Origin of the sequence: Arthrobacter ruber (genome assembly GCF_002954225.1) — a bacterium.
Lineage (GTDB): Bacteria > Actinomycetota > Actinomycetes > Actinomycetales > Micrococcaceae > Arthrobacter_D > Arthrobacter_D ruber.
Genome location: NZ_PPTH01000014.1, coordinates 104,115 through 127,728 on the forward strand (window position 1 = coordinate 104,115; position 23,614 = coordinate 127,728).

Sequence of the window (23,614 nt, forward strand, 5' to 3'; positions counted from 1 at the left end):
AACATTCGACCGAACCGATCATTCGCGTAATTCGCCTGTCAGGAGCGAGTAGCCCGTGCTTGGACCGCTCCTCGAAACCTCCCTCTCCGAGTGCTCCTACGCGGTGATTCGGAAACCCGGATCCTGTTCGCCGGGAGGTACCAGTCGCGGGCTGATGGCGTTCGCACCCGGCGGGACGACGAACCATGCCTCCTCCCGATGTCCAGGGCGGCCGAAGGGACCGGCCCGGCTCGGGTATCAGCGCTGAACGATGTCGGCGTCACCGTCGAGGGTGAAGTGCGTCCAGCGACCGCCGAGCATCGTTGCCGCAACATCGAACGACCGCAGCTGATCATCGGTGGCGACGAGCGGATCCGTGTCCGTCACGACGAGGTCGGCAACGGACCCCATCCGGAGCGTCGTGCGCCCGTTGGTCGACGCCGCAAGAGCGACCGACGCCAGCACGCGTTGCTCGGCGTGCCAGGGTTCCCGACCGTCCCGTGCACGGGAGATGGCGGCGGCCATCGAGACCCATGGGTCGAGTGGCGCGACCGGCGCATCCGAACCGAGCGTGATCCTCGCACCCGCGGTCACCAGGCTCGCGAAGGCGAAGGCCCGGTGCGTCCGCCCTGCCCAGAAACGGTCCGCGACGTCGCGATCGTCCATCGCGTGCTCCGGCTGGACACTGGCGACGACGCCGAGACGTGCGAACCGCTCGAAATCGGCCTCATGGACGAGCTGGGCGTGCTCGATACTGCCGCCGCAGCCCACCTCCTCGAACGCATCGAGCGCGAGGGTGTTGGCCGCGTCGCCGATCGCATGGACCGCCGGCACGAGGCCTGCCGACGACGCGCGGCGGAGGTGCCCGACGAGCTGATCCGGATCGACCGTCAGGATGCCCTGCCCCTCGTGGGCGTCCTCGAGTCCGGGGTACGGATCGTGGCAGTACGCCGTCCGGGTGTTCAGCGACCCGTCCGTGATGATCTTGAACGGACCCATCGTCACCAGGCCGTCGGTACCCTCGATGACGTCCCCGCTGCGCAGGCCCCTCGCTATGACGGCCTCGAGATCGTGCGGGTACACGCCGGCGCGGACCCTCAGGCCGCGCGTACCGCCGGTGACGCGTCGCGCCCACCGGTCGAGTGAGAGCGTCATCTCGAGGTCGACGATACCGACGACACCACGGGCGGCCGCGGCATCGACCGCTTCTGCCACCCATCCGTCGAGCTGCTCCTCAGGTACCGCACTGACCCGCACGTTGACGTCGAACGCGGCCTGCTCACGCAGCAACCCCGTCGGGTGGCCTGCGTGCCCGTGCTGCAGGAGGGCGCTCGTGTTGAGCCAGGCCGCGTGCAGGTCCTTGCTGACGAGGACGACGGGCACATCGGCACTGATGGCGTCGAGCAGTTCCCGCGTCGGGGCGTCCGGCCACAGGCCGTCCTGGAAGCCGTAGCCGATCAGCGGCTGACCCGTCTCAGGCGGCTTCGCCTGCAGGCGCTGTTCGACGAGGAACGTGACCCCGGCAGCCGAGGTGGCCGAGGACAGGTCGAGGCGCTGGCGCGTGAGGGCCCACTGGTCCATATGGACGTGGGAGTCCCAGAGCCCCGGCGCCACCCATCGCCCACCCAGATCGAGCTGCCGGGCTCCTCCGGCATCGAGACCTGCACCGACCGCCGTGACGATCCCGTCCTCCACGAGGACATCGAGTGGCTCAGCCGATCCCCCGACGAGCCGCGCGGAGCGGAGCAGGACATCGCCCATCTCGCCCGTCATGCGTCGTGTACCCGCCGCATCTCCCGGGCGAGGGCAGGATTCGCGTAGTGCTCACCGTGCTCGAGTTCGTCCACGATCCTGTCGACCACTGCGGGGGCCTTGTTCTGGCTGAGCTTGAGTCGCGCATCGAAGCGGGTGACGCGCAGGCGGATGCCCACCGTTCCCCGGGCCACGCGGCGTGATCCTTCGGGGTCCAGGGTCAGGGAGCTCGGCTCCGGCATGACGTGTTCGAAATGATCCACCAGCTTCCCGAGCACCCGGAAGTTCTCCTCGTCGGACAGGATCTCCGGCCTCCCATACAGGTGCGCGGTGACGTGGTTCCACGTCGGGATGATCTGGTCGTCGGGGTACCAGCCGGGCGAAATGTAGCCGTGCGGCCCCTGCACGATCAGCAGCACCTCGTGGTCACCGAGTTCGTGCAGCTGCTCGTCGGGGCGGCCGACATGGCTGACGATACTGATGCTGTCGTCGGGCGTCTCTTCGAGCACCACCGGATAGTGGGATGCCACGAGTCCACCGGCGGGTGAGGACACGATCGTCGCCCAAGGATTCTCGCGGATGAGTCTCTTGACCTCGCCGACGTCGGACAGGACGAAATGTGGCGTGTGGCGCATGCCAGCCACTCTGTCATACCCCACTGGCTCGATGAGAGAGGGACGTCCGCGCGGAGCCCTGGAGCACGTGAGGCTTCAGCAGATACGACGGCGGCGGGGCAGCCACCTGCGTGACTGCCCCGCCGTCGCCTGGGCGATACCGGCTAGGAAGGCCGGTCCTTCCGGGCCGGCCTTCCTGGTCGTGCGCTGTTGCCCGGCGGGTAATGTCAGCCGATGGCGTCGCGCAGGTCCTTCGCGGCCTGGGCGGGATCGTCAGCACTGTAGATGCCACCGCCGACCACGGCGACGTCGGCGCCCGATGCCTGCACGTCCTTGAGGGAGGCGAGCTTCACGCCGCCGGCGACCGAGAAGGCGACACCCGACTCCTTGCCGGCGGTGAGCAGGGTGTTGAGGTCGTAGCCCTCCTGCGCCTGCTCGTCGAGGCCGGCGTGGAACTCGACGAACTCGGCGCCCAGGGCGGTGACCTCCTTGGCGCGTGCTGCCTTGTCGTCGACCCCGATGAGGTCGACGACGACGCCCTTGCCGTGGGCCTTCCCGGCCTTGATGGCCCCGGAGATGGTGGAATCATCCGCGACGCCGAGCACGGTCACGAGATCCGCGCCGGCCTTGAAGGCGACGTCGGCTTCGAGCTCGCCGGCATCCATGGTCTTGAGGTCGGCGAAGACGATCTTGTCCGGGTGGGCTTCCTTGATGGCAGTCACGGCGGACAGACCCGCGTTCTTGACCAGCGGAGTGCCGAGTTCGATGATGTCGACGTACTCGGCGACCTTCCCGGAGAGCTCGAGGGCGTCTTCGACGGTCAGTACGTCCATGGCGAGTTGCAGTTTCACGAGGTGTCCTTTGCTGGGTGGAATCGGTGGATGGGTGCGGCGCGCGCTATTCGAGATTCGCGTGTCGCGGCCACAGGTCTTCGGCGGGGGTGCCGTCGGTCTGCCAGAGGGTATGGAAGACGGCGTCGAGCACCAGGAGCAGGGACTGCTCGAAAAGGCTCCCCGAGTACTGGCGCGATGCCGTCCCGCGGTGGTCGGTCTTCTGGGCTGCGGGGATGACGACCACGCAGTCCGCGAGGTTCGCGAGCTTCGAGGTGCCATCAGTGGTCAGGGCCGCCACGCGCGCTCCGACATCGGCTGCTGTCCCGGCTGCGGCGACCGCGCCCGTCGTCGTGCCTGAACCGGACGCGACGAGGAGCAGGTCGCCGTCGCCGATGGCTGGCGTCGTCGTCTCACCCACGACGTGGACTGTCAGGCCCAGGTGCATGAGGCGCATGGCGTGCATGCGCAGGGCGAGCCCGCTGCGTCCTCCCCCGGTGACGAACACGCGTCCGGCCTGCTGGAGCTCCGTGACGAGTGCGGCGAGCTGGTCGTCCTGCAGGCCTTCCGCTGCGCCGACCAGTTCCTGGTGGAGCAGGTGCAGGCTGGCGGGCACCGAGGGGTCCTCGGGTGCTTCGGTCATCAGGTGCTCCTGCCGTTCGGGGTTGGTCCGGACTCCAGTCCATCACCCCCGGGATGCCCGTCAGGGCACGAGCCCTACCCCGCTGAACCTAGGTTGCGCAGGGCTAGCCGGATCCGTGAACCATGCCACAGGTGTCAGGCGTGAGCCGGGGACGACGTCGTCGATCGGGCCAGGCGCGCGAGCGCGGCTTCGCTGCTGGAGCCCGGCGCCCCGTAGTAGGTGCAGACGCTCTGGTCCGCCTCACCCGGGACGAGGAGCGTCTGGTAGTGCAGCACGAACTCGCCGACTACCGGGTGGTTGAAGCGGATCTCGCCCTGGTCCTTCTCGTGGACGTTCTGGTCGTCCCAGAAGCGGGTGAAGTCGGGGCAGCCCTCACGGAGGTCGGTAATGAGTTCGGCGAGCCGCCGGTCGTCCGGGAAGCGTCCGACGTCGAGGTGGAGCATCGCGGTGGTCTGCTCGCTGACCTGTTCCCAGTCCTGGTAGAGCTCCCGGGCCTTCGGATCCAGCAGGATGAAGCGCGCGTAGTTGCGATGGGTGGCCGGCAGCGCCTCGAAGTCCGTCATGAGCGCCCGTGCCAGGCGGTTGCTGGCGAGCACGTCCGTGCGACGGCCGAGGATGATCGCGGGAACCGACTCCATGACGGACAGCAGGTCGTAGAGTCCGGGCCGTACGCGCTGCGGCTCGTACGTGGGCGTGTGGTGGGGCGTCGGGGTGCCGCAGAGGTTCAGGAGGTGGTTCCGTTCCACCGTGTCGAGCCGGAGGGCCTGGGCGATGGAGTCGATGATCTCGAGGGACACCGCGCCGCCGCGGCCCTGCTCGATCCGCATGTAGTAGTCGGGGCTCATCCCCGCGAGCCGCGCCACCTCCTCCCGGCGGAGACCGGGCACGCGGCGCACCCTACCGTCGAACGGCGCACCGAGGTCGGCGGGTGAAAGCCGTGCGCGTCGCGAGCGCAGGAATGCTGAGATCTCTGCGGCCCGGTCCATGGTTTCCATTCTGCCGTACCTGATCGCGCTCTACAGGGCGGCCCGGGGTGGACGCCGGCGGAATCAGGTTCAGCAACTGCTGGCGTTCAGGCGAGGTCGAAGTCTTTCACCCGCTTCGCGCACAGCACCTCCGTGTCGTGTGCGCTCCGTCAGCCTTCGCAGCCCACTCCGTCGCCGTCGCCGTCGAACTTCGCCTGGAACCCGGGCGTGCCCGCGTAGATTGGTGCTGCTCCCGCAGCACGCACCGCGGCGCAGTTCGCGTAGGACGCCCCGGGAGCTACCGGCGCCACCGCAGCCGGTGCGACCGGAGCTGGTGCTGGTGCAACCGGAGCGGGAGCGACGACGGGCGGTGCGACCGGTTCCGGCACGACAGGAGCCGGAGCCGGAGCAGGCGGGGCAGGAGCGACAGGCACGACCGGCGCCGCCTCCTCGACCGGTTCAGCCGGCGCCGCGACGGAGGGGGCCATCTGGTTGGTCGGGGCGAGAATGCCGTTGCAGTCGGACAGGATGGTTGCCATGGCGTCGTGCTCGGCCTGCGTGACCCACAGGGTGTAGGTGGCCTTGACCGAGATCTGCCGCGCAACGTAGTCACAGCGGTAACCCTTGTTCGGCGGCAGCCAGGTGGCGGCGTCGCCGTCGCCCTTCTGCTGGTTGGTAGGCCCGTCGGTGGACTGCAGGTTCAGCGGATCGTTGGCGAATGCGATGCGCTGGTCACGGGTCAACTGCTGGGCACCCTTCTGCCATGCGTCGGAGAGTGCGACGACGTGGTCGATCTGGACGTCGCTGCTCGTCGCCTGGCCGCGCAGGAACGGGATGACCGTGCCGGTGTACGGGTCGTCGAGCACTCCCGACTGCACCTTGCAGGGCACGGAGTTGGCGTGGACGATCTCCGTCAGGTCGCGGTTCAGCATGTCGTTCCGGGTATCGCACCCGTTGCGGTCGACGTCGACCCAGGCCTGCCCGAACTGCTCGCGGTCGTATCCGGTCTTCGGCGCGCGGCCCTTGATGGGCAGCGTCTCCAGCACGGCGAGCGCTGTTGTGTTGAAGGCCGGCTGGTCCGACGGCGCTCGGGGCGTGCCTGTCACCTCGGTGGAGGTCTCGGAGTCGAGCGGCGCGACGTCCGACGGCGTGGGGCTCGAGGTCGGGCTCGGCGTCGGTGTCGGCGTGGGCTCGGCCGACTCGGCGGTCTGCTCAGCGACCGCTGTCGGCACCGTGTCCGATGCCGGTGCGATCGCGCATCCGGCGAGCATGGCGACGACGGCGGCACCTACGGTGATCGCGCCGGCCCTGCGGCCTCCGAAGCGTGCCCATGACGGTCTGTTGGTCTGGAGCGTGTAGAGACCGGTGAAGAGCGCGAACGTGGCGGCCATGATGAGCCCACCGCCGATACCGCCGGTAATGAGGCCGATGACGACCAAGAACAGGGCAGATCCGGCGACGATGGCCGTCGAGGTGCGTACGTTCGGTTTGATCGGCGATGACGTGTTTCGGCCAGGCGGGCGCGGAGAAGAACTGATTGAAACTCCCGGGAGTGGCGACTACGTCGGATGGTCAGACGTACATCGTGATGAGACAGATGCTCGAAGAATACAGGGCGCGTCAGTAGCATGCCGCCAAGAGCCCTGCGATACCAAGTCTCGTATGTGGAGATCTTTTGAGAAGGACCGCGGACTGGTCTGGCAAGCGGTGGTTCCGCCGACCAACGGCCTCCAAGCTCAGTTTTAGCGCAGGCTATTCCGGATTCACCTATCTGACGCCCAAGTGAACGGGTCTGGCCAAGACCTCAATCGGCTGCAGGTCATAGGAAATTGAGAATCTGCAGCTTCGAGCAGTCCGAGTCCCAGTTCGCGACACGGTGAGTGAAGGTATAAATATGTGCTAGTAATGAGATGTTATTCGCCTCGGCAACAACTCGTTGCGGGCACCTCGCATCATCTCAAGGGGAACAATTGAAGAAGAGCACCGCCTCACTCACGCTCGCTGCTGTCGCCGGTCTGACCGTGCTGTCCGCGACGCCCGCCGTGGCCGCACCATTCCAGAACTGCGAACAGGCCCGAGCCGCTGGTCAGGTCAACATCCCGATCGGTTCGCCGTTCTACAACCCGAGTTCCGACCGGGACAACGACGGCATCGCCTGCGAGGAGGGCGATCCCGCAAGCGTCCCGGTCGCCATCGACCCGGCCCCGACCACGACCGTTGCTCCTGTGACGCAGGGGCCCCAGGTTGCACAGATGCCCGTCGGCGGCGCCTCGACTGGCGTTGCTCAGGACACCACCGACAACACCGCTGCTCTCGCCCTCGGCGCCGGCTTCGTTCTTGCAGCAGTAGCCGGCGGCGCCTTCGTGGTCCGTCGTCGCACCGTCCAGGCATAGTCGACCTCGCACACTGAACCGATCAGAATCTCCGGACACATGATGGGTTCCCTTCGGGATCGCCGCAGAAGCGTTGTCGCTTCTGCGGCGATCCTCGTCGCTCTGCTCACCGGTTGTGCTGGACCAGCAGCCGATGTCTCGAGCGCTCAACCCCTCCCTTCGGCGAGTGCATCAGCCACCCGGAGCGCAGCAGCTCCTCCGGCGGAAGTTCCAGCCGTCGGGCTAGAGGTCCTACCCGCCTCCACGCCGGTGTCCCTCAGCATCCCGTCGACCGATACGAGCACGGAACTCATATCGCTCGGGCTGCAGAACGACCGCACGCTCGAAGTCCCTCCTGAGGACCCGGGAGCGCCTGCCGGTTGGTACAACCTCTCCCCGACGCCGGGGGAACGTGGACCGGCAGTGCTACTGGGCCACGTGAACGCAACCGGCGGTGGCCCCGGCGTTTTTGCCAAGTTGCGTGAGTTGAAGGTCGGCGACACCATCGAAGTCACACGCGAGGACGGTTCCACCGCCACCTTCGAATTCCAGCGCGGCGAACAGTATGAAAAGGACACCTTTCCCACGCAGGAGGTCTATGGCAACACCGAGGGTGCCGAACTCCGCATGATCACCTGCGACGGCTTCGATCTGGAGACCGGCTTGTTCGACGACAATTACGTCGTCTACGCGAGCCTCCGCACGACGTAGGTCTTTTCTCAAGGCGGGGAGCATTCCGCACAGGTTCGTCATCTCAGATGCAGCTGCCTTGTGGCAGGTGCCTCCCAACAGGGCACTACACACTCAGCATGACAATTGGCATTCGCGGTGTTGATCGCCGCAGTGCAGTTCGCCTCACCGCTACACCATTCACACTCATATCTGCAGAAGAAGACCGATGAATCATGCTCGTTTCCGCCGGTTCGCACCGGCGACTCTCCTGACGGTCGCGGTTCTCACCTCGACACTCACCGCTTGCACCGGCTCCAATGCTTCTGGTGAGACGGCGGTCGACTTCCAGCCCGGCACTGTGGTGCGAGTGATCGACGGCGATACCCTTGTCATCAACTTCGATGGCGACGACCAGACCGTCCGCCTGCTGAACGTGGACACACCGGAGACGAAGCATCCGGATAAGCCCGTCGAGTGTCTTGGCCCTGAGGCCACTCAAAAGCTCGAGTCGCTGACCCCGCCCGGAACGAAGGTTGCCTTGGACTTCGACGTCGAGCGGACCGACAGGTACGACCGCGTGCTGGCCGCCGTGTTCATCGAGGACCAGACCCTGGTCAATGCGGAGCTGGCCCGCGTGGGTCTGGGTGTTCCTGTGCTGATAGAGCCGAACAGGAAGTACTACGACGAGGTGCAGGCCGCGTACAACGAGGCGACCGAGCAGGCCGTCGGTCTGCTGGACGTCGCTGCAGGCTGCACCCTCCCGGCGGAAGTGACCGACGCTGTGAACGCACTTACCGAGGTAACTGAGGCTCCAGTCGGCGAAACAGAAGCAGCTGTTGCTGCAACCGCCGCAGGTATCCTCGCCGCCCTTACGACGGCGAAGGCTGTCCGGGAAACGCTGAACGCCGGCAAGGACACCGTTCGCGTGCTCGCTGTCGGAGCCGATCGTGCCGCGGCGATCACACGTGACCTCGACACTCGAATCAGCAAGGCCGAGCAGTCTCTGAACGCAGCTGACACCAAGGCTGCCGCTCTCAAACAAGCAAGGGAAGCAGCCCGAGTCGCCGCCGCTGAAGCAGAAGCAGCCAGGGTGGCAGAAGCTGCGCGGGTCGAGGCTGAACGGGTCCAGGCAGAAGCCGCTGAGGCCGCACGCGTCGAGGCCGAACGGATGCAGGCGGAAGCCGCTGAAGCAGCACGCATCGAAGCCGAACGACTTCAGGCAGAAGCCAATGCTCAGGCTGAGGCTGGCCGGCTTGCCGCTGAAGTGGCAGCTGCCGCCGAGCGGGAGCGGATCCGGAACCTCCCGCCCGCACCAGCACCTTACGTTCCACCCGCTCAGCAGTATGTCCCTCCCGCTCCCCCTGCGGCTGGAAATCCTTACCCCGGCTACAACGGGCCTCGTTGCTACGCACCTGGTGGAAAGACCTGGCGTCCCTGCTGAGCATCACATCAGAGCATTCGTCGTCCACTTGGACGACGAATGCTCTGATGAGAGCACTTGGATGGCTCGGCCAATCAACTCCATGAATGGCCTGATGCAACGCGCTATCCGTAGAAATGCCAGCGGCGTGCTCGATCCCTCGCCCTACCCTGGCCGCGGTCGTCGTGCACGCTGGGCAAAAGCTTCGAGGGCAGCGAGCACGCGCTCGCTCTCGAAAGTTCGATTGCGTCTGCCTTGCCCGCTTGGCGCAAGGATGCCGTCAACGACAAGTCGGTTCAGTCCGTTCTGCGCGTTCTGCGCGGTGATGCCCAGCAGCGTAGCAGCAGTCCTCGCATCGATAACGGGATGTTGCAGCAGCAAATCGATAGTGCGCCTGCCCGCAGATCCGCCGCGCGCCGATGTTCTCCCGACGGCCCAGCTTCTGAACTCTTCGAGGTCACGCACCAACTGCCTGCCGCTTACCAAAGCCGATGTGAACGCGGAGGAAAAAGCCTCGATGATGGGCTCCACTGAGCCGTTCCGGTATGCGGTCAGAGCATCAAAGTAGCCCTCCGTGTTCTGAAGCAAGCCAGCTGACACGGGGACGGTCAGGTTCCGCATGATACCCAAACGATGCAGCATTGCATGAGTGAGTGCCCGGCCTGTTCGACCGTTGCCGTCCGGAAAGGGGTGAATGGTTTCGAATTGAGCATGGGCGAGGGCGATCTGCGGCATGACCGGCAGATCGACGCGTTGGGCGAAGGCCACGAGGTCCGTCATCAGCTCCGGCACTCGATCCGGGTGCGGCGGAACGAATGCCGCGGAGTGCGGACTGTTGGCGACACCTCCGCCGATCCATACCTGCTGGTGCCTCCATTGGCCCGTGTACTCAGGATGAGTGTCCACCAAGAGTGCCTTCTGCATGGCGATAATTGCGTCCGCCCCGAGATCGGCGGACAAAGCGATGGCGGCTTCCATAGCCCGAGTATTCGCAACGACGAGACGCGCATTTGGTCCGCTCCGGAAGCCGAGCTCTGCCAGGGCAATGTTTTTCGGCTGAGCAGTGAGGCGCTCGATCTCGGAACTGGAGGCACTTTCGCTGCGCAGAAGAATGGCGGCAAAAGGTGCGGTGGTCGCCCCGTACTCTCCGTCGAAGCGGACGAGTTCCGTCACCGCATCCTCGCCAGCGACAACCGTTTCAGGCGACAACGGCGGCAGCGCACGATCCGCAATCAGGGGTGGTACAGCCGCGTCGTAAGGACCCCTCGCCCGCAGTCGAGCCCGATGGGACTCGCCCCGGTCTGGCACCGCCTCCCATGGTCGCTGCTCCCATGCAACCGAGGGCCATCGGTCCTGCCGTGGGGCCCCGCTTTTCGATGCCATGTAGCCACGCTATCATCGGTTAGTAGCGTAACCGATGGTGTAGGGGACAGTAGTTATCGATTGACGCTGAAGATCAGTCATCCAAAGAACAAGTAGCTAATCCTAGGAAGATCTCGATCGACCCCGCGCAACGGCGGGCCGGCCACCCGAAGGTGACCGCTCCGCCGTCGTATGCGGTGAAACTAGAACACGCGGATAGGGATTTCCGCCGGATCCATCAGCAGCGACTCGATCTCGTCATCGAGCTTCACCAGCGTGACGGATGCGCCGGCCATGTCCAGGGACGTGCAGTACTCCCCCACATAGCTGCGGCCCACACTGATCCCCTGCTCCGCGAGCCGCTTATGCGCCTGCCCGTACAGCAGGTACAGCTCGCTGATCGGGGTTCCGCCCAGGCCGTTGACCATGAGGGCCACGCGGTCGCCGTCGCCGAACGGCAGGTCCTTCACCACCGGTGCCAGAAGCTCCTCCACGATCTCGTTCGCCGGCATCATCTTCGCGCGACGCCGCCCGGGCTCCCCGTGGATACCGACTCCCATCTCGATCTCGTCCTCGCCGAGCTCGAACAAAGGACTGCCCTTCGCCGGCGGAGTGCATGCTGTCAGGGCGACGCCCATCGTCCGGGTCACCGAGTTCACCTTCTCGCCGATGCGGATGACCTCGTCGAGGTCCGCCCCGCGCTCGGCGGCAGCGGCCACGGCCTTGATGACGAAGAAGTTGCCGGCAACACCGCGGCGCCCGATCGTGTAGGTAGAGTCCTCCACGGAGACGTCGTCGTTGATGAACAACGTCTTCACCTCGATGCCCTCGGCGGAGGACATCTCCTGCGCCATCTCGAACACCATCTTGTCGCCCGTGTAGTTGTTCACCAGCAGCAGCACGCCCTTGGGCGAGGCCATGAGCTTGGTTGTCTCGTACACGTAGTCGAAGGGAGGCGCGGCGAAGACGTCACCCGGGCAGGCGGCGTCGAGCATGCCCTTACCCACGATCATCACGTGCGCCGGCTCGTGCCCGGACCCGGAGCCCTGGACGATCGACACCTTGTTCTGGTCCGGACCGTCGGCGCGCATGATCAGGTTGTACTCGGGCATGTACTTGAGGGTGTCCGGGTTAGCGAGCGCGAGGCCCTCGAGCATCTCCGGGACGAACTGCTGCGGATCGTTGACGAACTTCTTCATGGGGGCTCCACGTCGTTGTGAGTAGGGATGAGTTGAAGGAGAAAGAGAGTCAGGGCCAGTCGGCGACGATGCGCTCCGCGATGATGGCGACCGCTACAGCGCCGGCATCTGGCGAACCGATGCTGCGTTCCCCGCTGTAGCTGGCGCGGCCGCGTCGAGCCTCGAGGGTCGACGTCGCATCCGCGCACTCGCGGACCTTCGCCGCGAATGCCTGCCGGCACTCCTCCGGCGACGCGCCGGCTGCCAGCTGCCGTTCGAGTTCATCGGTCGCCGGGATCAGCGCGTCGAGCAGGGTCTTGTCGCCGAGGTCGGCGTTGCCGCGGGCCTTGATGCCGTCGGTGGCTCCGCGCAGCATGGCGACGACGGCGGTTCCGTCGATCGTGTCCACCGCCTTCGCTGCGGCAGATGCCCGCAGGAATGCCGTCCCCCACAGCGGACCGGAGGTCCCGCCGATCCTGCTGGAGATGGCGAGCGCGATCTGCTGCAGGAAGGTGGCGACGTCGTCGCGCTTGAAGGAGTCCCAGTCCGCCAGGACCTTCTCGAAGCCGCGGGCCAGGGAGTAACCGAGGTCGCCGTCGCCGACCACGGCGTCGAGATCGCCGAACTCCTTCTCCTTGTCCACAGCCGTCTGCGCCAGGGAGTGGACGACGTACTCGACGTCGGCGAGGTCGGTGGCGCTCATGGGTTCTCCGTTTCGATGGTCGCGGAAGTGGGGGCAGGTGCGGAGAGCAGCGTCTGCAGGGTCGCTAGGGTGACGACGCCGGACGGGCGAGCGCCGTGCGGGTCGGCGAGGACCTCCGTCTGCTCGCCGTCGGCATCCCCGAGGGAGCTGACCACGAGGGACGCCCCGGTGAAGTCCTCCTCGCGGGTGAAGCCGCTGACCGTCACCACGGTCCGGAGTCCGGCTCCGACGGCGGCACGGAGTCCGTTGCCGCTGTCCTCGACGACCATCGCGTCGTCGGCCGACACCCCGAGCTCCGAAAGCGCGAGCAGGTAGATGTCCGGGGCAGGCTTCTTGGCAGGCACCACGTCCCCGGCGAACAACGAGAAGTGTGCGGCCAACTCCTCCCCGACGGCGTGCGTCAGGACCGCCCGGACAGCGGGTTCGGCGGAGGTGGAGGCGACGGCGAGTGTCCACCCGGCGTCGTGCGCCTCCTGCACGATCCGCGCGATACCCGGCCGCGCGGGCATGACCCCGCTCTCCACGAGACCCTTGTAGACCTCGGTTTTCCGCTTGTGCCAGGAGAGGATCGCAGCGTCGACGGCGTCGTCGTCCTGCAGGCCGAGAGAGGCGGCCAGGTCGGGTGTCAGGATGCTGCGCATGCGCTCCTTACCGCCGCCGATCTTCACCTTCTCGGCGTACTCCCCGACGCTCCACTGCACGGGTACGCCGAAGTCGGTGAAGGTCTGGTTGAAGGCGGGAAGGTGACCGTACTGCTCGGTATCGGCGAGCACGCCGTCGCAGTCGAAGATCAGGGCCGGCATGGTCAGCGGCCGCCCTTGCCCGCGCTGCCGAACTGTCCGCAGAGGTCGGTGACCATCGCGACGATGTCGGCCCGCGTGTGCTTGAACAGCGACGGCGGATCCCACTTGCTGTTCTGTTCGGCCTGCTTGAGGAACGCCAGGCTGGACTGCATGTACGTCTCCTTGAGGGCCGTGGAGATGTTGACCTTCGCGCAGCCGCGGGCGATGAGGTCGGCGAACTGCTCGGGGCTGAGGCCACTGCCGCCATGGAGGGCGATGGGAACGTTCCGTGCCTCCACGATCTGCGTGACGCGTTCGACGTCGAGCACGGGTGCGGCCTTGTAGCTGCCGTGGGCGTTGCCGATCGAGGGGGCGAAGACGTCGATCCCGGTGGCATCGATGAACGCGAGCGCCACTTCGAGGCTCTGCTGCTTGGAAACCTCGTCGGACCCGTGGTCATCCTCGACGCCAGTGATGGCCTCGATCTCGCCCTCCACCTGCGCGCCGTAGCTGCGGGCCTCGGCGACGACCTCGACGGTCTGGCGCTGGTTCTCCTCGACCGGGAGGTTGGACGCGTCGAAGAGCACCGAGTTCCAGCCGGCCTTCAGGCATTCGGTGACGACGTCGCGATCCGGGCAGTGATCGAGGTGCATGGTGACGGGCACCTCGATGCCGCGCGTCATGGACTGCCACATGTCGAACAGCACGCGGGAGCCGATGCTGCGCACGGTCTTCACCGAGGTCTGCAGGATCACCGGGGAGTTGGCCTCCACGGCGCCGGCGAGCACGCCCTCCATGGTCAGGTCATTGAAGATATTGATGGCGGGCACCCCGTAGCGTGCCTCGAATGCCGGGTCGACGATGTCCTTCAGCGGTACAACGGCCATGGTGATTCCTCCTGGTCAGGCTGACCCCCACGCTAGGTGGGTGAGGCGGCGCTGGGTATGGGGGTTCTCCCGCCCTCCCCCTGGGGGTAATCACCACCTCGTCAGCAGCAGACGCGCGTGGTTGAGTGGGCCGCGGCCGCCCGGCCACCCACTTCGACGACGAAGGACACCCCATGCCCCAGGGATCAGTGCTCGAGACCATCACCGCCGAGGAAGCCCGCCGTGTCATCGACGCCGCCGCGGCGAAGGCCACGGAGATCGGCCAGCCGATGGACATTGCCGTCGTCGACGCCGGCGGAAATTTGAAGGCGCACGTGCGGATGGACGGTGCGAACATCGGCAGCATCACCATCGCCATCAACAAGGCCTACACGTCCATCGCGTTCCAGTGCGAGACCGGCGACCTGCAGGGTGTCACCCGGCAGGACGGCCCCATCTACGGGCTGAGCGACGCCCACGGCGGCCGACTCGCGGTGTTCCCCGGCGGCATCCCGCTGGTGCGCGACGGGAACATCATGGGCGCCATCGGCGTCTCCACGGGCACCATCGAGCAGGACCAGGAAGTGGCCTCAGCGGGCGCGGCCGCCTACTGAGGCGCGTCCTGCTGCAGGGACAACGCGCTAGGACCGGTCATCCTCACGCGACGTGCCGGACTCGGCGATCCGCTTGATGGCAGCGAGCGTCTGCGGGATGCCGTCGAGCGCCTGCCGGGTTCGGTCGATGATCTGCGCGGGCGCGTCATCCCCGAACTTTTCCTCGAACATGGCGATGCCGCCCGGCAGGAAATCCCAGGATTCCGTCAGAGTGGTCCCGGTGCCGGCCGGCGTCAGCGTGTAGCCCCAGCGGACTCGATCGCCACCGACCACCCAGGCGAACTCACGGCCGCGTTCTGCGGCCACGACCTGGGACCGGGTCTCCCAGGTACGGTGCGGAAGCTCGTTGCGCCCTGTGAACCAGGCGCCGACCTGGCCCGCGTCGGCGTCGTTCTCCCACCAGCACCGCGTGCACACCGGGCTCCACTCACCGGTGCGGGTGATGTCGGAGACCAGGTCGTAGATGCTGTCTGCCGATGCCTGGATGGTGACGGACTCCTGGTGGTGGCGGATCTCTGTCTGGCTCATGCGCCCATTCTCACAGAGAGGATCCCCTCGGCCTGCGGGATCGGCTGCAGCGATCTGTGCCCACATAGACTGAATTCTCGAGCCCGCTACGAAAGGCCCCACATGTTGAACGCCGAACGAACCGGCACCGGAAGGCCACTCGTCCTCGTGCACGGGCTCGGCTCGAGCGTCCGCACCTGGGATCCCGTCCTCCCCCTGCTGCAGGAACAGCGCGAGGTCATCGCGATCGATCTCCCCGGATTCGGCGGCAGCGAGCCGCTCGCGGGCGAGGTGACCATCGCGACCCTCACGGACGCCGTCGAGCAGTTCCTCGAGCAGGAGAACCTGCGCGACGCGGACATCGTCGGAAGCTCGATGGGTGCGCGGATCGTGGTCGAGCTGGCGCGGCGGGGTCACGCCGGCAACGTCGTCGCTCTCGATCCCGGAGGATTCTGGAACGACACGCAGGTGCGCATCTTCAACGCCAGCATCACCGCGTCCATTGCGCTGGTACGGCGCCTCCAGCCCGTCCTGCCGTTCCTCGTCCAGCAGGCTGCGGGCCGGACAACGCTGCTCGCCCAGTTCTCCGCGGCCCCCTGGAAGCTCGATCCGGACCTCGTCCTGACGGAGCTCCGCGGATTCGCCACCTCGCCCAGTCTGGACGAAGCGCGTCAGTCGCTCGCGCACGGACCACGCCAGGCAGGCGCGCCACAGGGGACGATCAAGGGCATGCTGGCGTTCGGCTGGGGCAGGTCTGACAGGGTCACCCCGCTCAGTGAGGCCGCCGTCGCCATGTCTCTCTACCCGGACGCCACCCTGCACGTCTTCGAGGACTGCGGACACTTCCCGCACTGGGACCAGCCGCAAGAGACAGCCCGGTTCATCCTCGACGCCACTGCCGCTGGGTCTTCGTAACCATCCTCCGAGCCGCACACCAAGCAAGCGTGCTGGCGGCGCCTCAGTACATAGGCTGAGGACGGACGCTGCCGCCTACCTGGAGTTCGCGATTGCCTGACCCTGGTGCTGCAGACCCACCAGCATGGTGCGGTTACGTGCCCCGGTCTTCCGCAACATGGCACTCACGTGCTTCTCGACCGTCTTCACCGAGATGGCGAGCCGGGTGGCAATCTGCTTGTCCGCCAGCCCCTCGGCGAGCAGGTCACGCACCTCGAGTTCGCGGGCCGTCAGTGATATCGCCTCACCTGTATCCGCCGCACGAATCTCGGTGAGCCGCGTGAACATCGCCCCGTCCAGCAGGGCGTCGCCGCGGGCGGCGGCGACGACGACGCGCGCCACCTCCGCGGGCGTCGAGGACAACGAGAGGAAGCCCCGCACGCCCGAGGACGCGGCGGCCGCCAGCAGTTCGTCCGCGAAATGGTCGACGACGGCAACCACCGGCCGCTCGACGGTGTCCGTTTCTGTCACCCGGGCTTCGGCATACCGGGACAGCAGGTGCTCGTCGAGGACGATCATGTCCGGCTGCAGGAGGGACACCGACTCGGTGAGGTCCTCGAGCGTCCCGAACTCGCCGAGGACCTGCACCGATGGCTCAGATGTCTCGAGCAGCCGGACGAGCCCGGCCCGGAGCAGGGGCTGGGTGCAGGCGACGAGGACCTTCCACCGTTCGCGGGAGGCGTCGCCGTTCGAGGAGTAAGGCACCTGCGCCCGGATGCTCGTCCCCCAGCCCAGCGTCGACTCCACGTGGAGTTCGCCCCGCAGGTAGTGGGCCCGGGCTGCCATGCCGTGCAGGCCGAGCCGACTGCCCTTCAAATCGGTGCTCTCCTGGGCCTCGAACCCGCGGCCGTTGTCCTCGACGACGGCTGTAATACCGGCCGTGTCGTAGAAGATGCCCACCCGGCACGCGGTCGCGCAGGCATGCGCCACCGCGTTGGCCACCGCTTCCTGGATGATCATGAAGAGCTGATGCGCGACGACGGGTGCCAGTTCGTGAGGATCGCCCGTCACGAGGAGCGTCACGTCCATCGGACCGTTTGCGCTCACCCGGTCGAGTTCCTGGCGAACCGCTTCCTCGAGCGAGCGGTCGGCCAGGGTGGAGGGACCGAGTCCCAGCACAGTCCGGCGGGTCTCGAAGAGCGCCTCGTGGGCGAGCACCCGGGCGGAGTCAATGTGCTGAGTGGAGGGCGAGCCGCCCGGCGTCGCCTTGTCCGCGCGGTCGAGGTGCAGCAGGAGCGAGCCCAGGGACCGGCCGATCGTTTCGTGGACCTCCTGTACGGCACGCTCACGTTCTCCTGCGACGGCAGCCTCGCGTTCCTTCGCAGCGGCGGCCTGGTGGAGCCGGGAGTTCATGATGGCGATGGCGGCGTGGTTGGCGAACAGTTCCACGAGGGATGCGTCGCCGGGGCTGAAGACGCGGCCGGGACCGTCACTGAAGATGGCGAACGTGCCGATGATCGTGCCGGCCCAAGTGATGGGGACGCCGATGACGGCGCTCCCCCACCGAGGGTCCGCCGGGTCGATGTGGCCCGCGGTTACAGACGCGTAGCGGTCGAGGATGACGGTGCCGCGGGTCTTGACGATCTGCCCGGTCAGGCCTTCGGTCAGGGGGAAGGTCTGGCCCTCGCGGCAGCCGACGCCCTGGTCCACTTCCTTGCGGTAGTAGCCCTCGGCCTCGTGGACGATCGAGATGGAGCCGCTCTCGCACCCAAGGAGGGCAGCGGCATGCCCGAGGACGCGTTCGAGGAGCGGGACTAGCTCAAACTGTCCGGCGAGGTCGCCGGCAAGTTCGGTGATGCGATCGAGCTCGGAAAGTGGGGTCTCACTCGGGCGATTCTGGCTCTGGTTCGGCGTGGCAAGCTGCGGCATGTACGGCACCTGTCTCCTGCAACCGGGCGCAACGCTGCGCACGGGCCTTCAGGATAGCGGGCGTGCACAAAGTGCCGCAGGTGGTCCTACAGGAGATCAGCCGATGCGCGTTCGCTCGCCACTACAGCGGATTCGCCGGTTTCCTTCACGATAAAAAGTGCGTCAGCTCCTGCAGCACCTCATCCGGGTGTTTGAGTTCACACTCCCACACGACGTGGATCTTCCAGCCAAGTTCTCCAAGCTTCTGGATTTGCTCTGCGTCCCGCTCAACGTTCCGCTGTCGCTTCGCGGACCAGAACTCCGCGTTCGTCTTCGGAGTGTATTGGCCTGCCCGGCACACGTGATGGTGCCAGAAGCAGCCGTGAACGAAGATGACCTTCCGACGTCCCGGAAAGACAAGGTCTGGCTTGCCTGGCAGCCGCTTGTCGTGGAGCAGGTACCGATAGCCTTCTCGATGCACCATCCTGCGAACCTGCATCTCCGGCTTCGTGTTCGCGGCACGGATCTTCGACATGTTCGCGCTCCGCTGCTTAGGCGTCAGGCGATCTGTCATAGAGACATTGTAGAAATGAACTTGCTGCAACGCGTCGGCAAGGCACCTAGCGCAGAGCCCTGATCGCTGCTAACGGCAACTGGCTGTACGGCTTCGGCGCTACCCGGACCATCCACATACCCGCCCACGGCCATCGACGGGCGCACCACCCTGGTATCCTGGAGTGTCACAACATGGAAGGCTGCAGTGTATCCCCTGATCGACCTCTTCGCCGGCCCAGGCGGCCTCAACGAAGGTTTCTCCAACGTCCGTAACTCAGACGGGTCCTACGCGTTTTCGAACGCCGCGTCCTTCGAGATGGACGCCTATGCCTGCGAGACTCTCCGTCTCCGTGAAACCTACCGGCATCTCAGCCGAGCAGGCGAAAGTTTGGAGGGCTACTTTGACTACATCTTGGGACGTAAAACTTGGGCGCAGATCTACACCGGAACCTTCCAAGAGGCCTATATGGCGTCAGGAGACAAAGTTCACCGGGAAGTTCTCGGCGAGGACTCAAGAACCCAAGTAGATTCGCTGATCCGGGAAAGACTCTTGGGAAACAGGTCGGATGCACCGTGGGTGCTAATTGGGGGCCCACCATGCCAGGCATACTCTCTTGCCGGCAGGTCCCGCCGCACAGGAGACGCGAACTTCGCATCAGATCACAAGCACTTCCTGTACCGCGAGTATCTTCACATACTTGACGAGTTCAAGCCGACGATTTTCGTTATGGAGAACGTGAAGGGCCTGCTTTCGTCCAAAAATGGTGACGACAGCATGTTCCAAACGATATTGGCGGACCTCCGTGCACTGCCTAGCGGCGTGAGGTACGAAATTCGATCGTTGGTGGTCGACAAAGAACCGGAGAGTCTTAAGCCCTCGGACTTCATCATCAAAGCTGAGGACTACGGAGTTCCGCAGAAGCGGCACCGTGTCATCCTCCTCGGTGTCCGCTCGGACGTAGCGCCACTAGTCCCGCGCCAGGTCCTTGTCCCAGGCGACAGCCCGGTCACGGTTCGTGCGGCTCTGGAGGACCTGCCGTCCGTCCGGGCGCAGACGTCAAAGCGAGTACCTAAGGCCGCCGTTGATTGGCTGGTGGCAGAGCAGTCTGCACTGCAAGCGCTCCCCGAGGCGGAGCTCGGCCCGGATCCCGCGGAAGGCGTCGAGCACGGTGCTGCGACGCAGACGTACCGTTCCTGGATTAGCGACCATATGGTCGACGTTCCGAGTCAGCACCAGCCCCGACCTCACATGGTGTCCGACCTCGCTCGCTACCGGGTGATGGCAACGATTGCAGAACGAACCGGGAAAAGTCCGAAGTACACCGACCTGCCTGCGGTCCTCCACCCTGAACATAGCAATGTGTCGAGGGAGGGCACCCCTTTCACCGATCGCTTCCGCGTGCAGGTGTGGGACGCGCCCTCCACAACGATTGTGTCTCACATCTCAAAGGACGGCCATTACTACATTCACCCAGCTCGCGATCAAGCCCGCAGCTTCACAGTCCGCGAGGCTGCGCGTCTCCAGACATTCCCCGATAACTACTTCTTTGAGGGCCCGAGGACACAGCAGTTCCACCAAGTAGGCAATGCCGTACCGCCGCTGTTAGCTAAACAAATTGGCGAAGTCGTAAATGAGATGCTGGCTGATCTGTGACCGCCACCGCGAGTAGAACTACAGCCGCTCCGCTGGCGGGAACCTGTTAGGACGGTCACCACAGCGCTAAGGTCGAACTTGTTCAACAAGCTCGTCAAATAAAGCATCCAATTCATGCTTGGACAACGCATCAAGCGCTGTATGCGATCGAACAGCAAGCATCTTCAGCGCAAGCTGCCGAACCAAGATAGAGCGCGAAATCGGCGCATTGCTTTGCTCCACTCGCCATATGGCATCCTGCAGAGCTCGTGCTACACGTTGATCGCCGAATAAATTCGTTCGTTCCTCAATCTGGAAATAGTCATCCTCGCGCAAGGGCGCACACCCTTCAGGGGCAAAAGTCAGATTGGGGCCAAAGGTATATGCCCGCCACCACAACCTGCGTACAACATTTCTTCTGTGACCGCGGAGCCTGTCATTATGTCGCGAAGGAAAGCGCCAAGGACCCAATTCCGGAACAAGTATCAAAGAGACAAACGACCATACGCCATCGTTTGCCGCATCCCCGGGCACAATACGCATCTTTTCTAGCAAGGCCGTTCCCAGAACCCTGTCAAAGCTTTGCTGAGCTTCCTGGCCCATTGCCCCGGGATACCCATAATCGACACAAATGCCCCTTATAAGGTCTTGTAGCTCGACCAGCGCTTCCTCTCGCACCGGGGTTCCTCCTACAGCAGAGAAAGTGGCTCGGCCGTGCTTGCTCGCTCCTAATTGATGCAGCGCAGCCAGCTGACCACCTTTCACTATGTTTAACGCCTCAAGCTCGGGCGCTCCAGTTAGGCGTGGATAAAGATATGTATACATCCGATTCCTAAAGTCCTCTAGCGTGAGCAATGTAGGCGTCAAAGAAACTTGGATTAGCTCGAACCAAATTGCTCAGGTGCTTCGGATTCTCGCCGGTTGGCCATAGCATCGTGATGAGGTTTGCGAGAACGGCCCCTACCGTCCCCTCGTCCCATGCTCTTTCGCCCGACGTGAGGACATCATTATGCAAAGCCGCCATGGCAAGTTGCCGCGCAACATCCACCTCCAGCTGACGTGCCAACTGCAGCGTCGCTCCGTCCCGTGACCCTTCCAATAGCTTGCGCACACCTTTATGGTTCTCATTAAGGAATACACGGACGCTTCCTAGGAATGAAGCATCCAGATCGTCATCCTCTACCTCCACAGCCCATGGAGCATTACGGATTTCGTACCTTGTTCGCGAAAAGTCCTCACAGTAGGTGGGGAATTGGGAGCCCTGTCCCTCGAGATACACAGACTTAGCGTCTCGCCATAGAATCTGCCCAACTTTGCTCGGCGCTGATTCGCTGATAGAACTACTCGAATAGAAAACGACGGTCGATGTAAGTGTCAGTCGACCGCCCATATCGTAGCCTTCAAGCACTGTCTCCAACTGGTGAAGACTCGGTTCGTTTCTACTACCTGCCGCCCAGATGTCGCTCCATATCGGGCGTACGACTTTTGTAGTCGACGAGCGAGCGGTAACAATTAAGCCCAAACGAGCATTCAGACCAAGCTGGCATTGAGCGACTATCGATCTATCAGAGATCTCAAAAGACCTCGAGAGGAACAACTTCGTCTGGTAGTCCCAACCTGACATCTCCTGCGGTAATGCAACCCTCTCCACACCTTCCCTAGTATCCCACTCGCTAGGTAGAACGACATCTTCCGTGGGAAGCAGAAATGGGCGCGTTACTAGTCTCATGAATCTAATCCAACACTCGGTTCGACAGACCACACTATCGAGCTCCAAGACGAATGCTTTGCCGATATCTTTGCAAGCCGTTCCGCATCCCCAGTTAGCGTCAGCGTCCCCGCAGCAGATTTAATCTCTGCCGTCGCGTCCGGCGCAGATACATGTACCAGCGACAAAGCAGGATCCAAGTCGTGCGCAATGGACGAGTCGTCAAGAGCAACTCCCACTGCGATATCAATATTTGTCACCGCACGGTCCTTCAAAGGCACTATCCGAAAGATCACCGTTGACATGACTACGTCGCCCTCGACGGTAATCTCGCTCTTCTCATAAGCTATCTCTGGCGAGCTAGGTCGACGCGCTCTACTTTTTCCATTTCGACCGCGTCGTTCAGGCATCCCTGGGCCCGACGCTGCCAGCCCAAGGACTAGTGAGCTGAGGGAAATGGCTACCTCTGCTGTGCTCAACCCGCCGGACGCTTCCTCGGGAACGAGGGGATTCCACCGGGAACTAATTGATTGGTGAATGTCACGCAAAGACTTCCTGACGATGCCTCGATCCGACGTCTTTGTCACATAGTCGGGAATCCAAGCATCGTGAGTGGGCGGTTCAGCTGCAGCGAAGACTGAGTCGTACTCATCTCGCACTTTGAAAACCGCTGCCCACTGAAGATCGGGATCCGGAGCGACAGGTCCGGCCGAATATTCAACAACGAGGTCTGGAGAGCGAAGTAGCACTACGTGATTGACTGCGCCCAACGGCAGAGGGCGAGCAGGTAGCGGAGCGTTTGGGTCAGAAGGGTTAGATCCGTCGTCAACTTTGTAGTCATGATACTGACGCACATAAGGAACCACCGCGAGATCGCCAATGTTCAGCTTTGGTCGTTGGCGACGACCAACAACATCCAGCGTGCCGCCCAGTACGACTTCACCTCCTGGCGACGTTGACTGATCTCGGATCATTGCATAGGCGTTGCGAAAACGATCGAGCGGGGGACGATCTTCGATCTTTGGAATACTAACTCTACGGCCTTCCAAAAGGAGGGAAAACTGCATTGCAGAACTCGCGCCATCCGCAAACTTTGGCCAAAGGTGCCATAGGATGGACTCAGCGATGAAATTCATGGCTTGGCCGGGAGACCTAGTGCCTAAATCAGGCGCTAAAATCAATATATTCGTGCCGAATTCGTCACCATCAAAAGGCATCATTCCAAGTTGATATGCAATATCCCTTGCCTCGGCGCCTTCGATTGGCAAGGGATTGCCAACGATTGAGTGACCCCACCAGTGTCTTCCCGTGAAATTCACTCGGCTGTCATTGAACTGGTCGCCTATCGTGGCAAATATAAGACGCTCCACAGCGCATCCGTCGACGAGGGACTTCGAATGTACAACAATCGAATTTATTCTCGATACGACATATGAGATAGTCTTTCCAAACCCATAAGTTCCACCGGATCCTGCTTGGGTGTTTGGCTTACCCACATTCAGAACGAAATCCACCCAGTCATAGACCTCTTCTGGACTGGCGAGATCCGCTTGCGGGGGGCCCCCCAAGCCCCTTGTGCCGCGGTCGCTAATCTCTAAACTCAGCGATCCGGAATCGGCCAACCAGCTCACTAAGTCCAAGCCGGGCACGTTTGCCT

General features: G+C 64.1%; 22 protein-coding genes. 6 read left to right on the top strand and 16 right to left on the bottom strand.

The window, feature by feature from the left end:
• Nucleotides 1-237 precede the first annotated feature (237 nt).
• The 6 genes from CI785_RS05630 to CI785_RS05655 form a co-directional block, all read right to left on the bottom strand.
• Nucleotides 238-1,752 carry an amidohydrolase gene (locus CI785_RS05630; protein ID WP_240615026.1) on the bottom strand — a complete coding sequence of 505 codons (1,515 nt, stop codon included), beginning with the start codon at nucleotides 1,750-1,752 and terminating at the stop codon, nucleotides 238-240.
• Nucleotides 1,749-2,366, bottom strand: coding sequence for an FMN-binding negative transcriptional regulator (locus CI785_RS05635; RefSeq protein ID WP_105031116.1), 618 nt, complete (start codon nucleotides 2,364-2,366; stop codon nucleotides 1,749-1,751). The genes CI785_RS05630 and CI785_RS05635 overlap by 4 nt, the downstream gene beginning before the upstream one ends.
• Before the next feature lie 206 nt (nucleotides 2,367-2,572).
• Nucleotides 2,573-3,196, bottom strand: a complete 624-nt coding sequence (hxlA, locus tag CI785_RS05640; protein ID WP_105031117.1) for a 3-hexulose-6-phosphate synthase — start codon at nucleotides 3,194-3,196, stop codon at nucleotides 2,573-2,575.
• Between the two features lie 46 nt (nucleotides 3,197-3,242).
• A complete protein-coding gene (gene hxlB / locus CI785_RS05645; protein WP_105031118.1) occupies nucleotides 3,243-3,818 on the bottom strand; it encodes a 6-phospho-3-hexuloisomerase in 576 nt (191 codons plus the stop codon).
• A gap of 134 nt (nucleotides 3,819-3,952) precedes the next feature.
• Nucleotides 3,953-4,804, bottom strand: a complete 852-nt coding sequence (locus CI785_RS05650) for a helix-turn-helix transcriptional regulator (protein WP_105031119.1) — start codon at nucleotides 4,802-4,804, stop codon at nucleotides 3,953-3,955.
• 149 nt (nucleotides 4,805-4,953) lie between these two features.
• Nucleotides 4,954-6,222 (bottom strand): GmrSD restriction endonuclease domain-containing protein, encoded by a 1,269-nt coding sequence (locus CI785_RS05655; RefSeq protein WP_240615027.1) that lies wholly within the window; start codon nucleotides 6,220-6,222, stop codon nucleotides 4,954-4,956.
• A gap of 531 nt (nucleotides 6,223-6,753) precedes the next feature.
• Between CI785_RS05655 and CI785_RS17330 the strand changes: the two genes are divergently transcribed.
• From CI785_RS17330 to CI785_RS05670, 3 genes are all read left to right on the top strand, one after another.
• Nucleotides 6,754-7,176, top strand: coding sequence for an excalibur calcium-binding domain-containing protein (locus tag CI785_RS17330; protein WP_205753569.1), 423 nt, complete (start codon nucleotides 6,754-6,756; stop codon nucleotides 7,174-7,176).
• Nucleotides 7,177-7,218: 42 nt separating this feature from the next.
• The gene (locus CI785_RS05665) at nucleotides 7,219-7,866 is read left to right on the top strand and encodes a class F sortase (RefSeq protein WP_276308009.1); all 648 of its coding nucleotides are present in this window, start codon (nucleotides 7,219-7,221) and stop codon (nucleotides 7,864-7,866) included.
• Nucleotides 7,867-8,053: 187 nt separating this feature from the next.
• A complete protein-coding gene (locus CI785_RS05670; RefSeq protein ID WP_105031121.1) occupies nucleotides 8,054-9,268 on the top strand; it encodes a thermonuclease family protein in 1,215 nt (404 codons plus the stop codon).
• Between the two features lie 144 nt (nucleotides 9,269-9,412).
• Here the strand turns inward: CI785_RS05670 and CI785_RS05675 are convergent, their stop codons facing one another.
• From CI785_RS05675 to CI785_RS05695, 5 genes are all read right to left on the bottom strand, one after another.
• Nucleotides 9,413-10,420, bottom strand: a complete 1,008-nt coding sequence (locus tag CI785_RS05675) for a Fic family protein (protein WP_240615029.1) — start codon at nucleotides 10,418-10,420, stop codon at nucleotides 9,413-9,415.
• 392 nt (nucleotides 10,421-10,812) lie between these two features.
• Nucleotides 10,813-11,808 carry a dihydroxyacetone kinase subunit DhaK gene (dhaK, locus tag CI785_RS05680; RefSeq protein ID WP_105031123.1) on the bottom strand — a complete coding sequence of 332 codons (996 nt, stop codon included), beginning with the start codon at nucleotides 11,806-11,808 and terminating at the stop codon, nucleotides 10,813-10,815.
• A 49-nt stretch (nucleotides 11,809-11,857) separates the two neighbouring features.
• Nucleotides 11,858-12,490: a dihydroxyacetone kinase subunit DhaL gene (gene dhaL / locus CI785_RS05685; RefSeq protein WP_105031124.1), complete on the bottom strand. Its 633-nt coding sequence runs from the start codon at nucleotides 12,488-12,490 to the stop codon at nucleotides 11,858-11,860.
• The gene (locus CI785_RS05690; RefSeq protein ID WP_105031125.1) at nucleotides 12,487-13,293 is read right to left on the bottom strand and encodes an HAD-IA family hydrolase; all 807 of its coding nucleotides are present in this window, start codon (nucleotides 13,291-13,293) and stop codon (nucleotides 12,487-12,489) included. Before CI785_RS05690 ends, dhaL begins: the two co-directional genes overlap by 4 nt.
• A gap of 2 nt (nucleotides 13,294-13,295) precedes the next feature.
• Nucleotides 13,296-14,159: a class II fructose-bisphosphate aldolase gene (locus tag CI785_RS05695; RefSeq protein ID WP_105031126.1), complete on the bottom strand. Its 864-nt coding sequence runs from the start codon at nucleotides 14,157-14,159 to the stop codon at nucleotides 13,296-13,298.
• Nucleotides 14,160-14,332: 173 nt separating this feature from the next.
• Between CI785_RS05695 and CI785_RS05700 the strand changes: the two genes are divergently transcribed.
• On the top strand, nucleotides 14,333-14,752 hold the full coding sequence (locus tag CI785_RS05700) for a GlcG/HbpS family heme-binding protein (protein WP_105031127.1): 420 nt from the start codon (nucleotides 14,333-14,335) through the stop codon (nucleotides 14,750-14,752).
• Between the two features lie 27 nt (nucleotides 14,753-14,779).
• Here the strand turns inward: CI785_RS05700 and CI785_RS05705 are convergent, their stop codons facing one another.
• Nucleotides 14,780-15,280: an SRPBCC family protein gene (locus CI785_RS05705; protein ID WP_105031128.1), complete on the bottom strand. Its 501-nt coding sequence runs from the start codon at nucleotides 15,278-15,280 to the stop codon at nucleotides 14,780-14,782.
• Nucleotides 15,281-15,382: 102 nt separating this feature from the next.
• Here CI785_RS05705 and CI785_RS05710 point away from each other — a divergent pair, with 102 nt between their 5' ends.
• Nucleotides 15,383-16,174, top strand: coding sequence for an alpha/beta fold hydrolase (locus CI785_RS05710; RefSeq protein WP_105031129.1), 792 nt, complete (start codon nucleotides 15,383-15,385; stop codon nucleotides 16,172-16,174).
• A gap of 75 nt (nucleotides 16,175-16,249) precedes the next feature.
• Here CI785_RS05710 and CI785_RS05715 read toward each other — a convergent pair whose 3' ends face one another.
• The gene (locus CI785_RS05715; RefSeq protein ID WP_157940175.1) at nucleotides 16,250-18,082 is read right to left on the bottom strand and encodes a hybrid sensor histidine kinase/response regulator transcription factor; all 1,833 of its coding nucleotides are present in this window, start codon (nucleotides 18,080-18,082) and stop codon (nucleotides 16,250-16,252) included.
• A gap of 145 nt (nucleotides 18,083-18,227) precedes the next feature.
• The gene (locus tag CI785_RS05720; RefSeq protein ID WP_105031131.1) at nucleotides 18,228-18,635 is read right to left on the bottom strand and encodes a very short patch repair endonuclease; all 408 of its coding nucleotides are present in this window, start codon (nucleotides 18,633-18,635) and stop codon (nucleotides 18,228-18,230) included.
• 186 nt (nucleotides 18,636-18,821) lie between these two features.
• Here CI785_RS05720 and CI785_RS05725 point away from each other — a divergent pair, with 186 nt between their 5' ends.
• Nucleotides 18,822-20,270 (top strand): DNA cytosine methyltransferase, encoded by a 1,449-nt coding sequence (locus CI785_RS05725; protein WP_240615030.1) that lies wholly within the window; start codon nucleotides 18,822-18,824, stop codon nucleotides 20,268-20,270.
• Between the two features lie 66 nt (nucleotides 20,271-20,336).
• Here CI785_RS05725 and CI785_RS17005 read toward each other — a convergent pair whose 3' ends face one another.
• The gene (locus CI785_RS17005; RefSeq protein ID WP_157940176.1) at nucleotides 20,337-21,074 is read right to left on the bottom strand and encodes a DUF6339 family protein; all 738 of its coding nucleotides are present in this window, start codon (nucleotides 21,072-21,074) and stop codon (nucleotides 20,337-20,339) included.
• Nucleotides 21,075-21,974: 900 nt separating this feature from the next.
• Nucleotides 21,975-23,597, bottom strand: coding sequence for a hypothetical protein (locus CI785_RS17015; protein ID WP_157940178.1), 1,623 nt, complete (start codon nucleotides 23,595-23,597; stop codon nucleotides 21,975-21,977).
• Between the last annotated feature and the right edge of the window lie 17 nt (nucleotides 23,598-23,614).